Origin of the sequence: Centipeda flueggei ATCC 43531 (assembly GCF_000160695.1) — a bacterium.
In the GTDB taxonomy this organism is placed as follows: domain Bacteria; phylum Bacillota; class Negativicutes; order Selenomonadales; family Selenomonadaceae; genus Centipeda; species Centipeda flueggei.
Genome location: NZ_GG694010.1, coordinates 1 through 16,732 on the forward strand (window position 1 = coordinate 1; position 16,732 = coordinate 16,732).

The 16,732-nt window shown below is 58.1% G+C and carries 15 protein-coding genes; 6 read left to right on the forward strand and 9 right to left on the reverse strand.

The window, feature by feature from the left end; genetic code table 11:
* The first annotated feature begins 156 nt into the window (after positions 1-156).
* The 3 genes from HMPREF0908_RS09305 to HMPREF0908_RS09315 are packed head-to-tail and all read left to right on the forward strand — an operon-like array spanning position 157 to position 2,268.
* A complete protein-coding gene (locus HMPREF0908_RS09305) occupies positions 157-894 on the forward strand; it encodes a thiamine diphosphokinase (RefSeq protein ID WP_040572701.1) in 738 nt (245 codons plus the stop codon).
* An 18-nt stretch (positions 895-912) separates the two neighbouring features.
* Positions 913-1,695 (forward strand): tRNA 2-thiocytidine biosynthesis TtcA family protein, encoded by a 783-nt coding sequence (locus HMPREF0908_RS09310; RefSeq protein ID WP_006691242.1) that lies wholly within the window; start codon positions 913-915, stop codon positions 1,693-1,695.
* A gap of 21 nt (positions 1,696-1,716) precedes the next feature.
* A complete protein-coding gene (locus HMPREF0908_RS09315; protein WP_006691243.1) occupies positions 1,717-2,268 on the forward strand; it encodes a hypothetical protein in 552 nt (183 codons plus the stop codon).
* Between the two features lie 120 nt (positions 2,269-2,388).
* Here the strand turns inward: HMPREF0908_RS09315 and HMPREF0908_RS09320 are convergent, their stop codons facing one another.
* From HMPREF0908_RS09320 to tgt, 7 genes are all read right to left on the reverse strand, one after another.
* A complete protein-coding gene (locus HMPREF0908_RS09320; RefSeq protein WP_006691244.1) occupies positions 2,389-4,608 on the reverse strand; it encodes a RelA/SpoT family protein in 2,220 nt (739 codons plus the stop codon).
* Positions 4,598-6,586, reverse strand: a complete 1,989-nt coding sequence (recJ, locus tag HMPREF0908_RS09325; protein WP_245522947.1) for a single-stranded-DNA-specific exonuclease RecJ — start codon at positions 6,584-6,586, stop codon at positions 4,598-4,600. Before recJ ends, HMPREF0908_RS09320 begins: the two co-directional genes overlap by 11 nt.
* A gap of 73 nt (positions 6,587-6,659) precedes the next feature.
* Positions 6,660-7,577 carry a protein translocase subunit SecF gene (gene secF / locus HMPREF0908_RS09330; RefSeq protein ID WP_006691246.1) on the reverse strand — a complete coding sequence of 306 codons (918 nt, stop codon included), beginning with the start codon at positions 7,575-7,577 and terminating at the stop codon, positions 6,660-6,662.
* The gene (gene secD / locus HMPREF0908_RS09335) at positions 7,570-8,799 is read right to left on the reverse strand and encodes a protein translocase subunit SecD (RefSeq protein ID WP_006691247.1); all 1,230 of its coding nucleotides are present in this window, start codon (positions 8,797-8,799) and stop codon (positions 7,570-7,572) included. The genes secF and secD overlap by 8 nt, the downstream gene beginning before the upstream one ends.
* A gap of 33 nt (positions 8,800-8,832) precedes the next feature.
* A complete protein-coding gene (locus HMPREF0908_RS09340; protein ID WP_006691248.1) occupies positions 8,833-9,429 on the reverse strand; it encodes a 5-formyltetrahydrofolate cyclo-ligase in 597 nt (198 codons plus the stop codon).
* A 10-nt stretch (positions 9,430-9,439) separates the two neighbouring features.
* Entirely contained in the window at positions 9,440-9,721 is a 282-nt protein-coding gene (gene yajC, locus HMPREF0908_RS09345; RefSeq protein WP_006691249.1) for a preprotein translocase subunit YajC, read from the reverse strand.
* 13 nt (positions 9,722-9,734) lie between these two features.
* Positions 9,735-10,859: a tRNA guanosine(34) transglycosylase Tgt gene (tgt, locus tag HMPREF0908_RS09350; protein ID WP_040572702.1), complete on the reverse strand. Its 1,125-nt coding sequence runs from the start codon at positions 10,857-10,859 to the stop codon at positions 9,735-9,737.
* 240 nt (positions 10,860-11,099) lie between these two features.
* On the opposite strand from tgt, the gene trkA reads away from it, so the two are divergent.
* The 3 genes from trkA to HMPREF0908_RS09365 are packed head-to-tail and all read left to right on the forward strand — an operon-like array spanning position 11,100 to position 15,343.
* A complete protein-coding gene (trkA, locus tag HMPREF0908_RS09355) occupies positions 11,100-12,449 on the forward strand; it encodes a Trk system potassium transporter TrkA (protein ID WP_006691251.1) in 1,350 nt (449 codons plus the stop codon).
* Positions 12,449-13,888 carry a TrkH family potassium uptake protein gene (locus HMPREF0908_RS09360; RefSeq protein ID WP_006691252.1) on the forward strand — a complete coding sequence of 480 codons (1,440 nt, stop codon included), beginning with the start codon at positions 12,449-12,451 and terminating at the stop codon, positions 13,886-13,888. Before trkA ends, HMPREF0908_RS09360 begins: the two co-directional genes overlap by 1 nt.
* Positions 13,889-13,894: 6 nt before the next feature.
* A complete protein-coding gene (locus HMPREF0908_RS09365) occupies positions 13,895-15,343 on the forward strand; it encodes a TrkH family potassium uptake protein (RefSeq protein ID WP_006691253.1) in 1,449 nt (482 codons plus the stop codon).
* Positions 15,344-15,384: 41 nt separating this feature from the next.
* On the opposite strand, the gene HMPREF0908_RS09370 is transcribed toward HMPREF0908_RS09365, so the two are convergent.
* Complete coding sequence (locus HMPREF0908_RS09370) at positions 15,385-15,918, reverse strand: NYN domain-containing protein (protein WP_006691254.1); 534 nt, start codon at positions 15,916-15,918, stop codon at positions 15,385-15,387.
* A 1-nt stretch (position 15,919) separates the two neighbouring features.
* Positions 15,920-16,717, reverse strand: coding sequence for a 23S rRNA (guanosine(2251)-2'-O)-methyltransferase RlmB (gene rlmB / locus HMPREF0908_RS09375; RefSeq protein WP_040572740.1), 798 nt, complete (start codon positions 16,715-16,717; stop codon positions 15,920-15,922).
* Positions 16,718-16,732 lie beyond the last annotated feature (15 nt).

The window sequence follows — 16,732 nt, forward strand, 5'->3', positions numbered from 1 at the left end:
CTCCCACGTGCCCGCCGCCCGCATCGGCGCGACTGTCATAATATAACACGTCCCCTTTCGTTCGTCAACCCCTTTTTTGCCTTTTTCGCTTTTCGACGAAAAAAACGTGTGATATAATCATATTCTAGCATAAAGTTCGACAAAGGAACTGTTGTCATGCATGAATACAAACACTATCTCATTCTTCCAACGCTTTACGCTGTACTGCCCTGCCCGTCATCACAAGAGATCGTCTGTATCGGCGGGGGGCGGACACCGGCAAAAAGTTGGCTGACGCAGATCGTGCAGAAATCCGAAAAGGGTGGTACTGACCGCCCCATCTGGGCAATTGATCGCGGAGTGAACATCTGCCAGGTTCTTTCGCTCCCCCCCGCACATCTGATTGGAGACGGGGACAGTGCTGACCGCACGGCATGGACATGGGCAGAGGAACATGGCGCACGCGTACATGCCTTCCCGCCCGCAAAGGATTTTACCGATACGGAGCTTGCACTCAAGATTGCCGCAGAGCTCATGCCCTGTGCGCTCGTTATCCTGACTGGTGCATTCGGCGGCAGGTTCGACCATCTCACGAGTGTTGCCTCAGTCGCGGCACACGCCGCTCTCCCCTGTATCCTCGCCGATGAGCGTGAGGCACTGTTCTTCCTGCACGGCGACGAATCCTTAACCATCACATGTGACAGTCCTCCGCAGGCGATTTCCCTTCTCCCCTTCACTGAGGAGTGCACCGGCATCACGACAAATGGACTGCGATGGGAGCTGAACGGTTCACAGATACATTCGCACTCATCTACGGCAATCAGCAACGTCCTCGCCGAGGGCAACATAGAGCATCGCTTCTCCGTCGCCCTCAGACGCGGCATTCTCGGCGTCTATCTCTGTCATAAGGAATAAAGGAAGCAACTCAATTCTATGAACATCAACATCCCGCAGACCTATTTCAGCAAACTCATGCGTGCCGTCGTCGAGTTTGAGCTCATCGAAAACGGTGACCACATCCTCATCGGCGTCTCGGGCGGCAAGGACAGCATCTTTCTCACCTACGCACTCGCCATTCTGCGCGAACGGCTGAAGAAAGACTTCACCATCGCCGCATTCACCGTCAACCCACAGTTCGACGATCCCTTTGACACCGATGTGATTGCGGCGTTCTGCAAGAGCCTCGACGTTCCGTACGAGGTCGTTGACGTTGACATTGCCGGAGCAATCGCAGAGCAGGAGGAAAAAAGCCCCTGCTTTACCTGCGCCTTCTTCCGCCGCGGTGTGGTCAACCGCTACGCAAAGGAACATCACATGAACAAGGTCGCCTACGCGCACCATCATGATGATGCAGTGGAGACCTTTCTCATGAGCCTGTTCTACTCAGGACAGCTCAACACCTTCCGTCCCAAGACCTACCTCGACAAGACGGGCATCACCGTCATCCGTCCGCTCGTCTACTTCCGTGAGCAGGAGATCATCGACGCTATTCCCCTGCACGGCTTCACTCCCATCCCGTCGCCATGTCCGCACAACGGAAACACCACACGGCAAACCGTCAAAGAGCTTATCGCACGCCTCAGTGCGGAGAATCCAAGCCTCTACAGTCACCTCGCCGCCGGGATGCGCGAAGGCGCCCTCGGCGAACTCTGGCCTGCGAGCAAAACCCGCAAGGAGATGGAGCATACCTACCGCGCCTTTATGGCGAATATATAAGAAGAATTCCTGGAGAGTAAAATGAATATCGACAACATGTTTTCCTGCCAATCATTTTTATATCTGTCCAAGAAAGCAACCAGAGCCTTGGACAATATTCCCGCCAGCGGATTCATCTCCATTCACGACACAGAAGCGCTGCGTAAAATTGCAAAATACATTGGATATGAGGAAATCGAAGGAGCGATCCTGTTAGATTATTATGATCAGCACATATTGACGTTACAGGAGTGGGATTACATCGACGTGTTATGGAATAACATGGCTGAATCAGTAAATGAATGCCTGCGCACAGGTAAAGCGATATGCAGATTTTGGGGATGTCCGTGCGAAATGTACTTCACCGCTCATGAGAATAATTTCCTTAAGGTTTATACGAATTGGAACAAGAAAAATTATTGGCTGCCGAAAAAGGAGTTCTTCACAACAATTCTCTGCGGTGCCAATGAATTCTTTCGTTGTTTAAGCTCTCCTCCGTGGCAGCACAGAACGTACGAACCAACAATTTCTCGTAATTTTGACATCATGGGCAAAGTCGCAAAATACGGTGACAGTCGGTGGCGTGATGGTTAGGATAATCTGTAACATCTGTGCAAAATTTGATGGATAGCTTCCCCCCGCTCCGCACTTTTCTCAATAAACAAGAGCTCCGCAGGTCGGTTTCTGTTGCCGATATGCGGAGCTTTTATTCTGTTATCCCTCTCCGCTGCCTGCGCCTAGGGTGCGTGTGACGCGGTAGACGTCCTTGAGCTGGCGGACGCGGGTCATGACCCGCTCGATCTGGTCGATGTTGCTGACGCTGAGTCCAAGCTGGACGGTGGAGGTTTTATTGCGGCGGTTCGGCGTGGCGTTGATGGTCTGGATGTTGATCTTCATCTCAGACGGCACGGCGAGGATCTCGGCGAGCATCCCGTTGCGGTCGTTGCAGATGATCTCGATGCCGACGGTGTACTCCTTGTCCAGGCCGATATCCCAGCTCACCTCGATCATGCGCGTAAACTCGGTATCATTGAGGACGTTCGGGCAGTCGGAGCGGTGCACGGAGACGCCGCGTCCGCGTGTGATGTAGCCCGTGATCGGGTCCCCCGGGACGGGGTTGCAGCAGCGTGCGAGGCGCACGAGGTAGCCGCCCTCCCCTTCGACGAGGACGCCATGACTTGCCTTTTTCCGCTTGCCGCGCCGTGGCGTCTTGAGCTCCGAGAGCATCTGTGATACCTCGGGCGGAGTACTGTCCTTGATCGCCTGCTGATAGAGCTCAATCAGCTTGGTCATCGCACCGCGCAGGCTGACACCGCCGTAGCCGAGTGCGGCGAGCAGATCTTCCTCCCCCTGCACATTGAGTTTTTCCGCGACCTTGGCAAGTCGCCCATCCGTCATGAGATCCTTTGCCGCATAGCCAAGACGCTTTGCCTCATCGCGGATGAGGGTCATGCCGCGCTCGATGTTCGCCTCGCGGTTCTCCCGTTTGAACCATGCGCGTATCTTCCCGCGCGTCGCCGAGGAGGCAACGGTGTTCAGCCAGTCAGGGCTCGGTCCGCTGCTCGCCTTGTTTGTGACGATGGAGACGATATCGCCGTTCTTCAGCTTGTATTCGAGCGGCACGATCTTCCCGTTGACCTTGGCGCCGACGCAGTGATGCCCGATCTCCGTGTGGATGTGATAGGCAAAGTCAATGGGGTTCGAGCCTTTCGGCAGATCAATGACATCACCGCGCGGCGTAAAGACAAAGACCTCGTCGGAGAACACGTCGAGCTTCAGCGCCTCAAAGAATTCCTTCGGATCGTCGTATTCCTTCTGGAGGCTGACCATCTGACGCAGCCACGACATCTTTTGATCGTTCTCATCGCCCGCGCCGACGCTCCGCCCCGCCTCCTTGTACTTCCAGTGCGCCGCAATACCGAACTCGGAGATCTGGTGCATCGCCTTGGTGCGGATCTGGATCTCGAGCGGATCCCCCTCCGTCATGACGGTCGTATGCAGGGACTGATAGCCGTTGGACTTCGGCATGGCAATATAGTCCTTGAACCGCCCCGGGATCGGCTTCCACATCGCGTGGATGACGCCGAGCACACCGTAGCAGTCCTTGACCGTCGAGACGAGGACGCGCACCGCTGAGAGGTCGTAGATCTCATTGATGCTCTTGTTGTCCCGCTTCATCTTGCGATAGATGCTGTAAAAATGCTTCGCGCGGCCCTTGATCTCTGCCTCGATTCCCGCCGCCTCAAGCTGGGCACGGATTTTTTGAACGGCATCCTGAATAAATTCCTGCCGCTCACGCCGCTTCTGCTTAACCTCTTCCACGAGCGTATAGTATGCCTCGGGTTCCAAATACCGCAGGCAGAGATCCTCGAGCTCCGCCTTGATGCCGGAGATGCCGAGGCGATTCGCGAGCGGCGCATAGACTTCGAGTGTCTCCCGTGCGATGCGCTGGCGTTTGTCCTCACGCATATACTTCAGCGTGCGCATGTTGTGCAAACGGTCGGCAAGCTTAATCATGATGACGCGGATGTCCTTCGCCATGGCGAGAAACATCTTGCGGTAGTTCTCGAGTTTGACATCCTCCTTGGACATTGACTCAATGCGCCCGAGTTTCGTCACGCCGTCAATGAGCGTCATGACGTTCTTTCCGAATACCGCCTCGATCTCCTCGAGGGTAGTCTGCGTGTCCTCCACCACGTCGTGCAGAAATGCGGCGCATATCGTCTCATCGTCAAGATGGAGCGTTGTAAGGATATAGGCGACGTGCATGGGATGGACGATATATGGCTCACCCGAGACACGTTCCTGTCCCCGATGAGCGTTTGCCGCAAATTCGTAGGCGCGTACAATTTTGTTGATATCCGCGTTTGGCTGATATGCGGCAATTTCCTCCAGGATCATATCGAGTGTCACAGGTTTCAGTTCATCCGACATTTTTTGTCGCCTCCTTTCTCTCCTGATGCTGACGATAGGTCGGCGCATCCATCAGCTCCATTGTACCCTGCGGCGGAACAAAATTCCACCCCTCAGACGATACATTCAGCACGCCGAGCTCCAAAAAGATCTGCAGGGCGCAGTCCATCGTGTAATGTGAGATATGTTCCATCGTATATGAAAAGCGGTGGGTAAGCACAGGTGCACTCCCCCGTATCGCCCCATCCTCCGCCGCAAGAGAACGCAGGAAGGCATAGATCCTGCGAAGCAGTTCCCGCTCCGGAAAGATGCGTTCGTGTGCGGCGGGCGTGACCGTATCCACCATGCACTGCACGGAGCGTTCGCCCTGCCACTCGTTGATGCTCGGCGTATAGGCGAGGTCGCTGTCCTCCTCCGTCAGCACTGTCGCGAGATCGCCCGCATTCCAGTAAAGTGCCGTGATGTGATGCTCCCGCGTGCCGATGTCCATGCGCAGATGCTTTCCCTCCGCACCGATAGACGATGCCTTCTGCGGACGGACGTTCCGCACGCCGAAGATCGGGCGCGGATTTCCCATCCCATACGGCTCCAGCAGAGCCAGCTCCTCCACTGTCTCGACGGTCCAGTCCGCAGGAGCGGCAAGAGCAGAAACGGCGACCTTCGGGATAAAGTCCTGCGCGGTCAGTCTGGTGCGCACCGCCTCCGAAAAGGCACGGCGAAAGTCCGAGAGACGTTCACAGGAGAGTGTCAGTCCTGCCGCCATAGCATGTCCGCCGAACTGGATGAGGGTGTCACGACAGGCGGAAAGTGCCTCGTAGAGATGCAGTCCCGCGATGCTGCGGCATGAGCCCTTATAGACATCGTCCCGACGCGTGAGGACAATGCTCGGTCGATAATATTTTTCGACCAGGCGAGATGCCACGATGCCGATTACGCCTGCGTTCCATTCCTCTCCTGCCACGACGATGGCAGGAACATCGGGAGTGAAATCCGCCAGCTGCCGCTCCGCCTCCGCCAAGATGTCCTGCTCCAGATCACGCCGCTCCGTATTGAGTGCATTCAGCTCCCCTGCCATGCGGGAGGCACACGCCGTATCCTCGGTCAGAAGGAGCTCTGCCCCATGACGTGCTGTCTCAAGACGGCCTGCCGCATTGAGACGCGGGGCAAGCTGGAATCCGACCTGTCCCGTGTTGATGCTCTTGTCCGCAAGCCCCGCGACCTCGATGAGGGCGCGGATGCCGACACAGGGGTGCTCTGCCATCTGCCGCAGTCCCATCTGCACAATTTTTCGGTTCTCGCCGACGAGCGGCACAAGATCGGCGACCGTGCCGAGTGCCGCGATGTCCAGATACTCTGCAAAGGACTCCTCTCTCTCCATCTGCCAAAGTGCCTGAACGAGCTTAAACGCGACACCAACACCTGCGAGATTCTTCTCCGGATAGGCGCAGTCTGCACGATGCGGGTTCATCACGGCATAGGCAGACGGGAGCATCTGCCCCGGCAGATGATGATCCGTGATGACGATGTCCATGCCGCCCGTCGCTTCTGCCACAGTATCCACCGAGGCAATGCCGCAGTCCACCGTCACAAGAAGGCGGCAGCCCTCCCCCGCGATCTGCTGCAGGGCATCGGCGTTCAGCCCATAGCCCTCCGTGAAACGGTTCGGGATATAGTAGGAGACATTGCCGCCAAGCGTGCGGATGCTCCGCATCAGGAGGGCGGTTGCCGTCATGCCGTCCACGTCGTAGTCCCCGTAGATCACGATCGGCTCGTCACGGCGGACGGCACACAGGACGCGCTCTGCCCCGCGCTCCATATCCGCCATGAGAAAGGGATCATGAAACGGCGTATCCGCGGGGTGGAGAAAAGCTCGCGCTTCCTCTGCCGTGCGGATGCCGCGTTGCCAGAGGAGCTGTCCGATGATGGGCGTGACGCCGATCTCTGCGGCGAGCGCGTCCCCCTCGTCCGTATGCTGTGCGACGATCCATTCTTTCAGCACGTTTTTCTCCTCCTCTTCCCACCTCATCAAAAGAGCCTGCTCAGCGACCCAAGCAGGCTCTTTCCCTATGAAATCACTCCGCCGCTGCAGGTTTTACCGCAGAGCGGCGATGCTCCGTCCGATTGCGCAGCTCGATCCAAAGCTGGCTCGCAATGAAGATGGAGGAATAGCAGCCAACCGCAAAGCCGATGAGCAGTGCAAAGGCAAAGTCCTTCGTCGTCTCGCCGCCGAACCAGTACAGGGCGAACGTCGTGAACAGCACGGTGAACACCGTATAGAGCGAGCGGGTCAGCGTCTGATAGATGGAGCGGTTGACCAGCTCGTTCACATCCCCGCCGCGGCGGAAATGCAGTTTCAGATTCTCACGGATACGGTCAAAGATAACGATGGTATCGTTGATGGAGTATCCAACAATCGTCAGCAGAGCGGCGATAAACGAAGAGTCAATCTGCCGCTGCGTGAACGAAAAGACTGCCATGACGATGATGATGTCATGGATGAGCGCGAGCACGGCCGACACCCCAAAACGCCACTCAAAGCGATACGCGACATAGAGGATAATGAGTGCCCATGAGATCACGAGAGCAAGCACGGCGTTCGTAATCAGCTCGCCGCCGATGGTCGCACCGACCTTTTCCTCGCGCAGCACTGTGTAGGGACCGACATCCTGCGTGAGTGATGCCATGACTTCCTTGCGTTGGTTCTCCTCAAGGTCGATCGTGCGGATCATCACGTTCTCAGAGGCATCAATTCCCGCCTCTGCACCTGCAAACTGGATCGTGCTGCCGTCCAGATCGTACTTTGCGAGGCTGCTGCGCACCCCCTGCAAGGTCACAGGCTGCTCAAAGCGCAGATCCATGATCGTGCCGCCCGTGAAGTCGATGCCGAAGTTGAAGCCGCGCACGCACATACAGATAATCCCAGGGATAATGACGAGCAGGGAGATCAGAAACCATATTTTGCGATGTCCTGCGATATCGAACTTAGGCATTCTTCTCAGCCCCCTTCTTTCCCTCGAGCATAAAGCCCGTCGCACCATAGAGGCGCGGATTCTCTGACAGCTTCGAGTTGATCATCAGCTTGAGCATGAACTGCGTCAGCGTGATCGCCGTAAACATGGAGAGAATCGTGCCGACGCCAAGCGTGATGGCAAAGCCGCGTATCGTCCCCGTCCCGAGGAAGAAGAGCACACCCGCCGCGATCAGCGTCGTGACATTCGAGTCAAAGATCGTTGTAAATGCACGCTTGAACCCCGCGTCCATGGCAAGGCGCAGGGACTTCCCATTGATCTGATACTCCTCTTTGAAGTGCTCAAAGATGAGCACGTTCGCATCCACCGCCATGCCGATGGAGAGGATGATGCCCGCAACGCCCGGGAGAGTCAGGGTTGCATCCATCAGGTAGAGGATACCGAGCAGCATGATCGTATATGCCATCAGTGCCACGTCGGCAATGAACCCCGAGAAATGATAGAAGAAAATCATGAAGACGACGACCGCACCAAGGCCGACCGCAAAGGCGAACTGGGACTTGTCCTTCGAGTCCTGTCCGAGCGTCGGGCCGACCGTGCGCGTCTCGATGATCTCGACCTTCACGGGCAGTGCGCCGCTGCGCAGGACGACGGCGAGATTCTGTGCCTCCTCGAGCGTCTTCTGTCCCGTGATCTCCGCACGTCCGCCGAGAATCGGCTCGCGTACGTTCGGCGCAGTGAGTACCTCACCGTCAAGCAGGATCGCAATCGTACGCCCAACGTTCTTCATCGTCAGGTCGGCGAATTTCTGTGCACCCTCATCTGAGAACTCGAGGTTGACGACGTTCTGCCCCGTCTGCGGATTCGTCGATGCCTGTGCATCTTTCAGATCGGTACCGGTCAGGACGGTATTTCCTTCCTCATCACGGAACTCGAGCATCGCCGTCTTGCCAATGGTCTTGATCGCTGCATCGGGATCCTTGACGCCCGGCAGCTCGATGATGACGCGCCGCTCACCCTCGCGCTGGATGATCGGCTCGGTGAGGCCAAGTGCATTGACGCGCTTCTCCATGATCGCCACCACGCGGTTCATCGCATCGTCGTTGACCTGTGCCTGTTCCGTATCGACCGCCTCCAGGACGACGTGTGTACCGCCCTGCAGGTCAAGCCCCTGTCGTATGGAGCTCGCAAGCGGCCGAACGCACACAAAAAAAGCTGCGATGATGACGGCGACCGTAATCACCAGCTTTAACAGACTATGTTGTCTCAACAGCCTTTACCCCTCTTTCACTCTGCCGTTTCGGCAGTCCATGCTGCGCCGCTCGGTCAGAATCCGATCAACGCGTGCATCCCACGCCGCCATGGGAACGGCAGGAACGATCTGAAAATCAAATGCCAGAACGAGACGTTCCGCATGCACTGCACGCGGCAGGAAGCGGTCATAATATCCGCCGCCCAGTCCCAGCCGTCCGCCGTCTGCATCAAACGCCGCACCGGGGACGATGACGACATCGATCTCCTCGGGCGGAATCTGCGCCCCACGTGCAGGATCAGGTGTCGGTATATCAAATGCACCATCGATCAGAGCATCCATGGCAGCCAGTTCCCGTGCCTCCATTGTGCCGCGCCCTGTGATCTCGGGCAAAGCGATGCGTTTCCCCGCAGAGATCAGCTTCTCCATCAGCGGAAAGAGATCAATCTCCTCCGGCATGGATGCATAGAGCATGACTGTTCCTGCCCGCTTCAGCTCCGGCAGGACCTGCGCCGTAATGATGCCGCCCGCGTGCGTCCGCTGCTCCGGTGAAACTGCACGGCGGCGGCTCAGCATCTCCCGCCGCAGAGCCTTTTTCTCAGCACGTATATCCTCTGCCATCACAGCGGATTTACTCCTGTCCCTCACTCACGCCGCTGATCGCAGAGCGCTCAAAGACGATGCTGACGTTCTCGGCAGCACTGAGGGTAACGGTTTTCTCATCAATCGCAGTAATCCTGCCATGCATCCCGCCGAGCGTAATGACCGCATCGCCGACCTTCAGACGGCTGAGCATTTCCTCACGCTTCTTCTGTGCCTGCTTCTGCGGGCGGTAGAGGAGGAAGTAAAAGAAGAGCACCAGTATAACAATCGGGCCCCACGAACTCAGCTGTGCCATCATTTCTGCATCCATAAAGACAACTCCTTCACTTATTTCTATGATAGTGACTCATAAAGTCCTGATAAAACGATAAAAACGTCCCATCCAAAATTGACGCACGTATCCGCCGCATGAACTCCTGCAGGAAGTAGAGGTTGTGCAGGGAGAGCAGCCGCAGTCCAAAGATCTCCTGCGCCCGTACGAGATGACGGATGTACGCACGCGTGTACCCATTGCGGCAGGCATAGCAGCCGCAGCCGTCCTCCATGACGGTATGGTCATGCGCATACGCCGCGTTCTTCATCACGAGCCGCCCCGTCCATGTCATTGCCATGCCGTTGCGCGCCACGCGCGTCGGGAATACGCAGTCAAACATGTCGATGCCGTGCCGTACCCCCGTGAGGAGGTAGTCGGGGGTCCCGACACCCATGAGGTAGCGCGGTTTCTCCTCGGGCAGAAGCTCTGTCGTATAGGAGAGGATCTCCTCCATCAGTGCATGCGGTTCGCCGACGCTCAGCCCGCCGATGGCATAGCCCGGCAGATCGAGCTCCGTTGCAGCGGCGGCGTGCCATGCGCGCAGGTCGCGGTACATCCCGCCCTGCACGATGCCGAAAAGCCCCTGCCCCTCTGCGCCCGCCATCGCATCGCGGCAGCGGATGAGCCAGCGCTGTGTACGCTCCGTCGAGGCCTTCGCATAGTCATGGTCGGCAGGATACGGAATGCACTCGTCAAACGCCATGACGATATCCGCGCCGAGCGCGCGCTGCACCTCCATCGACACCTCGGGCGAGAGGAATTTCTTCGACCCGTCAATATGCGAGCGGAACGTCGCCCCCTCCTCGGTGATCTTGCGCAGATCGCCGAGGCTGAACACCTGAAATCCTCCGCTGTCCGTGAGGATCGCACCGTCCCAGTGCATGAAGCGATGCAGTCCGCCCGCCTCACGCACAAGCTCCATTCCGGGGCGCAGGAAGAGATGGTAGGTATTGCTGAGGATGATCCCCGCACCAAGATCACGCAGCTCATCGGGTGAAACGCCCTTGACGGACGCCTGCGTCCCTACCGGCATAAAGATCGGTGTTGGAAAGCTCCCATGGGGGGTATAAATGACACCGGCACGTGCACCCGTCGCAGGATCTTTCCGAATCAACTCATAGGTAATCGCCGCCAATCATCCACCTCCACGCCTGCCAAATTCTCTCTATTGGCGCAAACTCTTCCCACTCACAACACTACTATATTATGTATCACGCCCGACATTGTCAAGCCGATTCGCGACAATTCAATGAGCAAATCTCCAAATTTTACCGACCATAGCATTTATCATAGCGCCGAAATCGGTCAAAGTATGGCATCATGCCATGCGGTGTGGTATACTTACCATGATTTATCGTGTGCAGGAGGTAGGAATGTGCGAATTGTAGTAGCAGGCGCGGGACAGCTCGGATACAGTATTGCCTCGCTGCTCTCGGAGGAGGGCATCGACGTCGTCGTGGTGGACGGCGTGTCAAAGCAGCTGGAGGCGGCGAAGACGACGCTCGATGTGCTCACGGTCGAGGCAAACATCGCGAGCCCCATAACGATGAACGATCCCGACATCAACAGTGCGGACATTCTCATCGCGGTGACGGAGAGCGATGAGGTGAACATCGTCGCCTGTGTCCTCGCGAAGAAACACGGCATTCGTCATACGATTGCCCGTATCCGCGATATGAAGGTCACGGTGGAGGCAGGCAAGTATCTCAAGGAAAATTTTGACATTGATCTCGTGCTGAATCCCGAGCTCATCACGGCGAACGAAATCAACCGCATCCTCATGACCCCTGCCGCACTCAATGTGGAGGATTTTGCACAGGGCAAAGTGCAGCTCTTCGAGACGCGCATCCGCCGCCATGCACCGATCGCCCGCATTCCGCTCAAGGACTTAACCCTGCCGCAAGGTGTCTTGGCAGGGCTGATCTTTCGTGACCATCGAATGATTATCCCCCATGGCGATGATATGTTTCTCCCGGGCGACAATGCCTACTTCATCGGTCTGCAGGAACGGATCGAGGAGTTCAGCCAGAGCCTCGTGCCCAGCGACACGAAGAAGCTCGCACGTGTCGCCATCATCGGCGCGGGGCGGACGGGACGCGCACTCGCGCTCATGCTCGAGCGCCAAGGGGTACAGGTAAAGGTGATCGACCGCAGCCGTGAGCGCTGTGAGCTGCTCGCGGGGATGATGTCGACAGGGCTTGCGATCTGCGGCGACGGTACGGATATGGATCTCCTGATACAGGAGGGGATCGCCGAGGCGGATGCCATCGTCTGTCTGACGGAGGACGATAAGCTGAATCTGATGCTTGCCCTCCTCGCACGCCATCTCTCAAACAGCAGCATCAAGTCATTGGTGCGCGTCAACCGCAACGAGTATATTGATCTCATGGAGAAGGTCGGCGTAACCATCGCGCTCTCGGCGCGTCTGCTCTCCGCAAGCGAGGTGCTCGCCTTTGCGCGAGGCGGCGATGTGGCGCGTGTCACCCTGCTCGAGGGCGCACGTGCAGAGGCGCTCGAGGTGATCGTCCGCCCCGGTGCTCCCGTCGCAGGAAAAAAACTGATGGACGCACGGCTCCCGCGCGAATGTCTCGTCTGCGCCTATGTGCGCGGAGAAAAAGCGGCGATCCCGAACGGCATGACAGAGCTGCAGCCGGGCGACCGTGTCATTCTCTTCGTTCTGAAGAGTTTTGCCAATAAGGCTCTCACCTACTTTGGAGACGACTGATGCGCTTTGATCTCTTTTGGGTGCTCATGGGGCGCACGGCGTATGTCTTCGCTCCGCTCTATCTCATTCCCTTTGCCTATGGGATAATCGTCGGAGATGCCTCGACCGGATTTTTTCCCGTTCTCAGTGTACTGACCTTTATCCTCGGCATGGTGTTCGGCAATATGGGGCGCAGCCACATGCGCCAGTTATCTGTGCAGGAAGGGACGCTCTTTCTGCTCGTCGTGTGGTTTTTCCTCGCGCTACTCGGCATGCTGCCCTTTCATCTGGCGGGGCTACATCTCTCGCCGATCAATACCTTCTTTGAATCTATCTCAGCGCTTACGACGACGGGGCTGACGGCTCTGCCCGAGGATCTGCCGCCCGCACTCCTCCTCTGGCGCGGACTCATGAGCTGGTTCGGCGGACTGCTCTTTGTCGTCATTCTTGTGACGGTGCAGCCCGTCGTCGGCGGCTGCTTCGGCGTGGATTTTTCGGTGCGGCAGGAGCGACTCTTCAGCCCTCTCTGGAACCGTATGACGCGCCCCATGCACGAGATGACGCTGCTCTATATCGCCATCACAATTGCTGCGGCTCTCCTCTATCTCGCGGGGGGCGACACGGTCTTCTCTGCACTGCTGCTCGCCCTCTATACGATTGCCTCGGGGGCTGGGCCGATGGTGGGCGACCTCCCGCCGACACCATCCTTGATGCTCGCGGGCGGTCTCAGCGCACTGCTCTCAGCACTTCCGCTCCTCACGATCCGACAGCTCCTGCGCCGACGCGGTGAGGTGGACGTGCTGCGCCACACGGAGCTGCACGCCTTTTGCCTGCTCTTTCTCGCCGCTGGATTGGCGCTCACCATGCCGCCCCTGCTGCGCGGTACATCCTCCCCCATCGATGCCATTGCCCACGGATTTTTCTACGCCATTTCCTTTCTCTCCACGAATGGGCTGCTGCTCGCGGGAGCGATCCCCGTCCACGGCGGTGCCGTGCTGCTCCTGACGCTCCTCGCCATCATCGGCGGCTGCATGGGCTCGGCAGCAGGCGGTTTCCGCATTTCGCGCCTGCTCGTACTGCTCTCGCTTTCATGGACGGAACTACGGCGCACCCTTCACCCGCGCATTGTATTCGCCGTGCGGCAGGGGGGAATGCCGATCCCCATCCACTCGGTCGGACGGGTGCTCGTCCTCTCTTTTTTCTTCGCCGCAGTCTTTTCGGTCAGCAGCCTCCTCATCTCTCTGGCGAACCTTGCCCCCATCGAGACGATTGCCCTGACGGTCTCCTGTCTCACAACGACGGGCGGTGTCGCGGGGCTGGTACACATGGACACAGCAGCGGCACTTCCGGCATGGACAAAGATCATCTGTGCCTTTCTCATGATCCTTGGGCGCATCGAGATTTTTGCCTTTTTCCTTTTCATCGGTGCGCTGTTCAAGGACACCGGGCATAACTGGTAGGACACTATGAATATCTATGCGGTCAACTATATCCTGTCACGCCTTTCTTTTGCGATGGCGGCGGCACTCGCGATCCCCCTCGTCCTCGCCATCGTCGGCAAGGAGGCAAGCCGCGAGGCGTTCATGCTGTCCGTCTTCGTCAGCATCTTTTTCGGCATCGCCTTTCGCCGTTACGGGGAACGCTCCGATGATCTGACCCCGCGCGAGGGGATCGCCATTACAGCGTTCGGCTGGTTCACGGGGACTTTTCTCGGGATGCTTCCCTACCTCCTCGGCCACTACCTCGGTTTTCTCGACGCACTCTTTGAGAGTATCTCGGGCTTTACCGGTACGGGCGCGACGGTCTTTGGCACACTCGATGGAGTGCCGTACAGCATCCTCTTCTGGCGGATGATGACGGCGTGGATCGGCGGCCTCGGCATCATCGTGATCTTTATCGCGCTGCTCCCGCAGTCCGGGGCAAGCACGATCTATATGTACAGTGCCGAGGGCAGCGGTCCGACGCTCGACCGTGTCATGCCGCGCCTGCATGAGATGACCGTCGCGCTCTTTAAGATCTATCTGATCTTCACCGTCATAACAACGGCTATTTTTATGGTGTGCGGTGTCGATTTCAGTATTGCTCTTGCCCATGCAATGTCCACCATCGGAACCTGTGGATTCTCCACCTACGACGACAGCACGATGCACTTTCACAATCTCCCATTCGAGCTGTGGACGGCCCTCTTCATGTTCCTCGCAGGCGGCAGCTTCTCACTCTACTACCGTGCCTATGTCAAGGGACCTGCGGTCATTCTGCACAACACGGAGTTTCGCACCTATCTCGGCATCGTTCTTGCGGCGACGCTCCTCATCGCGCTCAACCTCATCCTCTCGATGGGGATGGACGGCAGTATGGCGGCACGCGTCGCAATCTTTCAGGTGACCTCGCTGTCGACGACGGGATTCGTGTCGGCGGACTTTGAAACGTGGCCGACCTTCTCCAAGATGGTACTGCTCCTCCTCATGGTGATCGGCGGCTGCGCAGGCTCGACAGCAAGCGGCATCAAGGTGGCACGCCTCATCCTCCTCGTGCGCAACGCACGTGCCGTCGTCCTCCAAAAGCTGAATCCGAACCGCGTGGTGGATATCACGCTCACGGGCGCACATGTCGACGGCGCAATGCTGCTGCGCGTCGGGACATTTTTCTTTCTCTACCTCGCCGTCATCTTTGTCACGGCGTTCCTGCTCGCCATGGACGGTCTTCTCCCGTTCGATGCTGTCGCCGTCGCCATCACGACCATCGGCAACATCGGCCCCGCATTTGGGATCGTGAGCGCGACCTCCACCTACGCACCGCTCTCCGACTTCTCAAAGGCGATACTCTGCCTCACGATGCTCCTCGGCCGCCTTGAGATCTTCACCCTGCTCATTCTCCTGCAGCCGTCGTTCTGGCGCAGGACGCATCGGTGGTAAAAAATAGAGACTGTCCGGCGAAACAGCTTCGCCGACAGCCCCTATTTTTTACGCCGCAGTTCTTCGAGCCGCGCCAGTGTCGCTCGGTCGATCCGTTCGTGCACCTCGATGCGCCCGAGCGGTTTTGTATGCGTGCCGATGTACTCCGTACGCATCAATTTTTTTGCCTTTTTTACCGAACGGCGCAGCTCGGGCGAGGTAATGCGATAGGCGCCTGCACCGAGGATGAGACTCTGCTCTGCTCCGTCCGACGTGACGACGTGCACCTCACGCCCCATTCGCACTGCTGTGTAGGCAAGCCGCTCGATGCAGCTGTCCGCCGTCTCGCCCGTCGCCGTATAGATGACGCGCATGCGGCTGCTGATCTCCACGGCATGCTCCTCTTCGTCCGTAGCAAATGCATCAAAGACGACGGTCATCTCGTAGTTCTCAAATGCACCGTACTCCGTCAAAATACGAACGAGGACATCACGCGCCTCGTCGAGGTTGCTGCGCAGGCGGATGAGCTCCGGCCACGCGTTGATGACATTGTAGCCGTCGATGAGGTAGTACGCGGGCTCCCGCTGCATTGTCATGTCACACCGCAGCCTTTGCCCTGCGCTGCCGCTGTGCCTCGTACATGAGGATCGCCCCCGCAACAGAGGCATTGAGGGAGTTGATCTTCCCCATCATGGGCAGGCGTACGGTAAAGTCACAGAGGTCACGCGTGAGACGGCTCATGCCGCGTCCCTCGCTGCCGATGACAAGGACAAGAGCCCCCGTGAGATTGGCACGGTCATAGATCTCCTCGCCGCCCATATCCGCCCCCGCAATCCAAAAGCCCTGCTCTTTCAGCGCGCGTATGGTCTGTGCAATGTTGCCGATACGCGCGACGGGTACGTATTCGAGTGCTCCTGCTGAGACACGCGCAACGGTCTCCGTCAGGGGCACGCTGTGACGGCGCGGGAGCAGAATCCCGTGGACGCCGGCCGCATCTGCCGTGCGGAGCAGGGCGCCGAGATTCTGCGGATCCTCGATGCCGTCGAGGAGCAGGAGAAGCGGATCTTCCCCGCGCGCCCGCGCCCCTGCGATGACCTCCTCCACAGCGACGTAGGCGACGGGTGCGACATAGGCGACTGCCCCCTGATGCCGTACATCCTGCGACACGAGAGCATCGAGTTTGCTGCGGCCGACCGTGTCCACCATGATGCCGTGCTCGCGTGCGAGATCCCGCAGTTCGTTGACGCCGCTGCCGCGCACGCCGTCGGCGAGCAGAATGCGGTTGATGCCGCGCCCCGCCTTGATCGCCTCGATGATGGCATGCCGTCCCGCCAAGATGGGTGGGGTCTTTTCTTCCTGCGGCACAGCGGTGCGCTGTACATGCTTTTCTTTCATCGGATCCACCTTCTG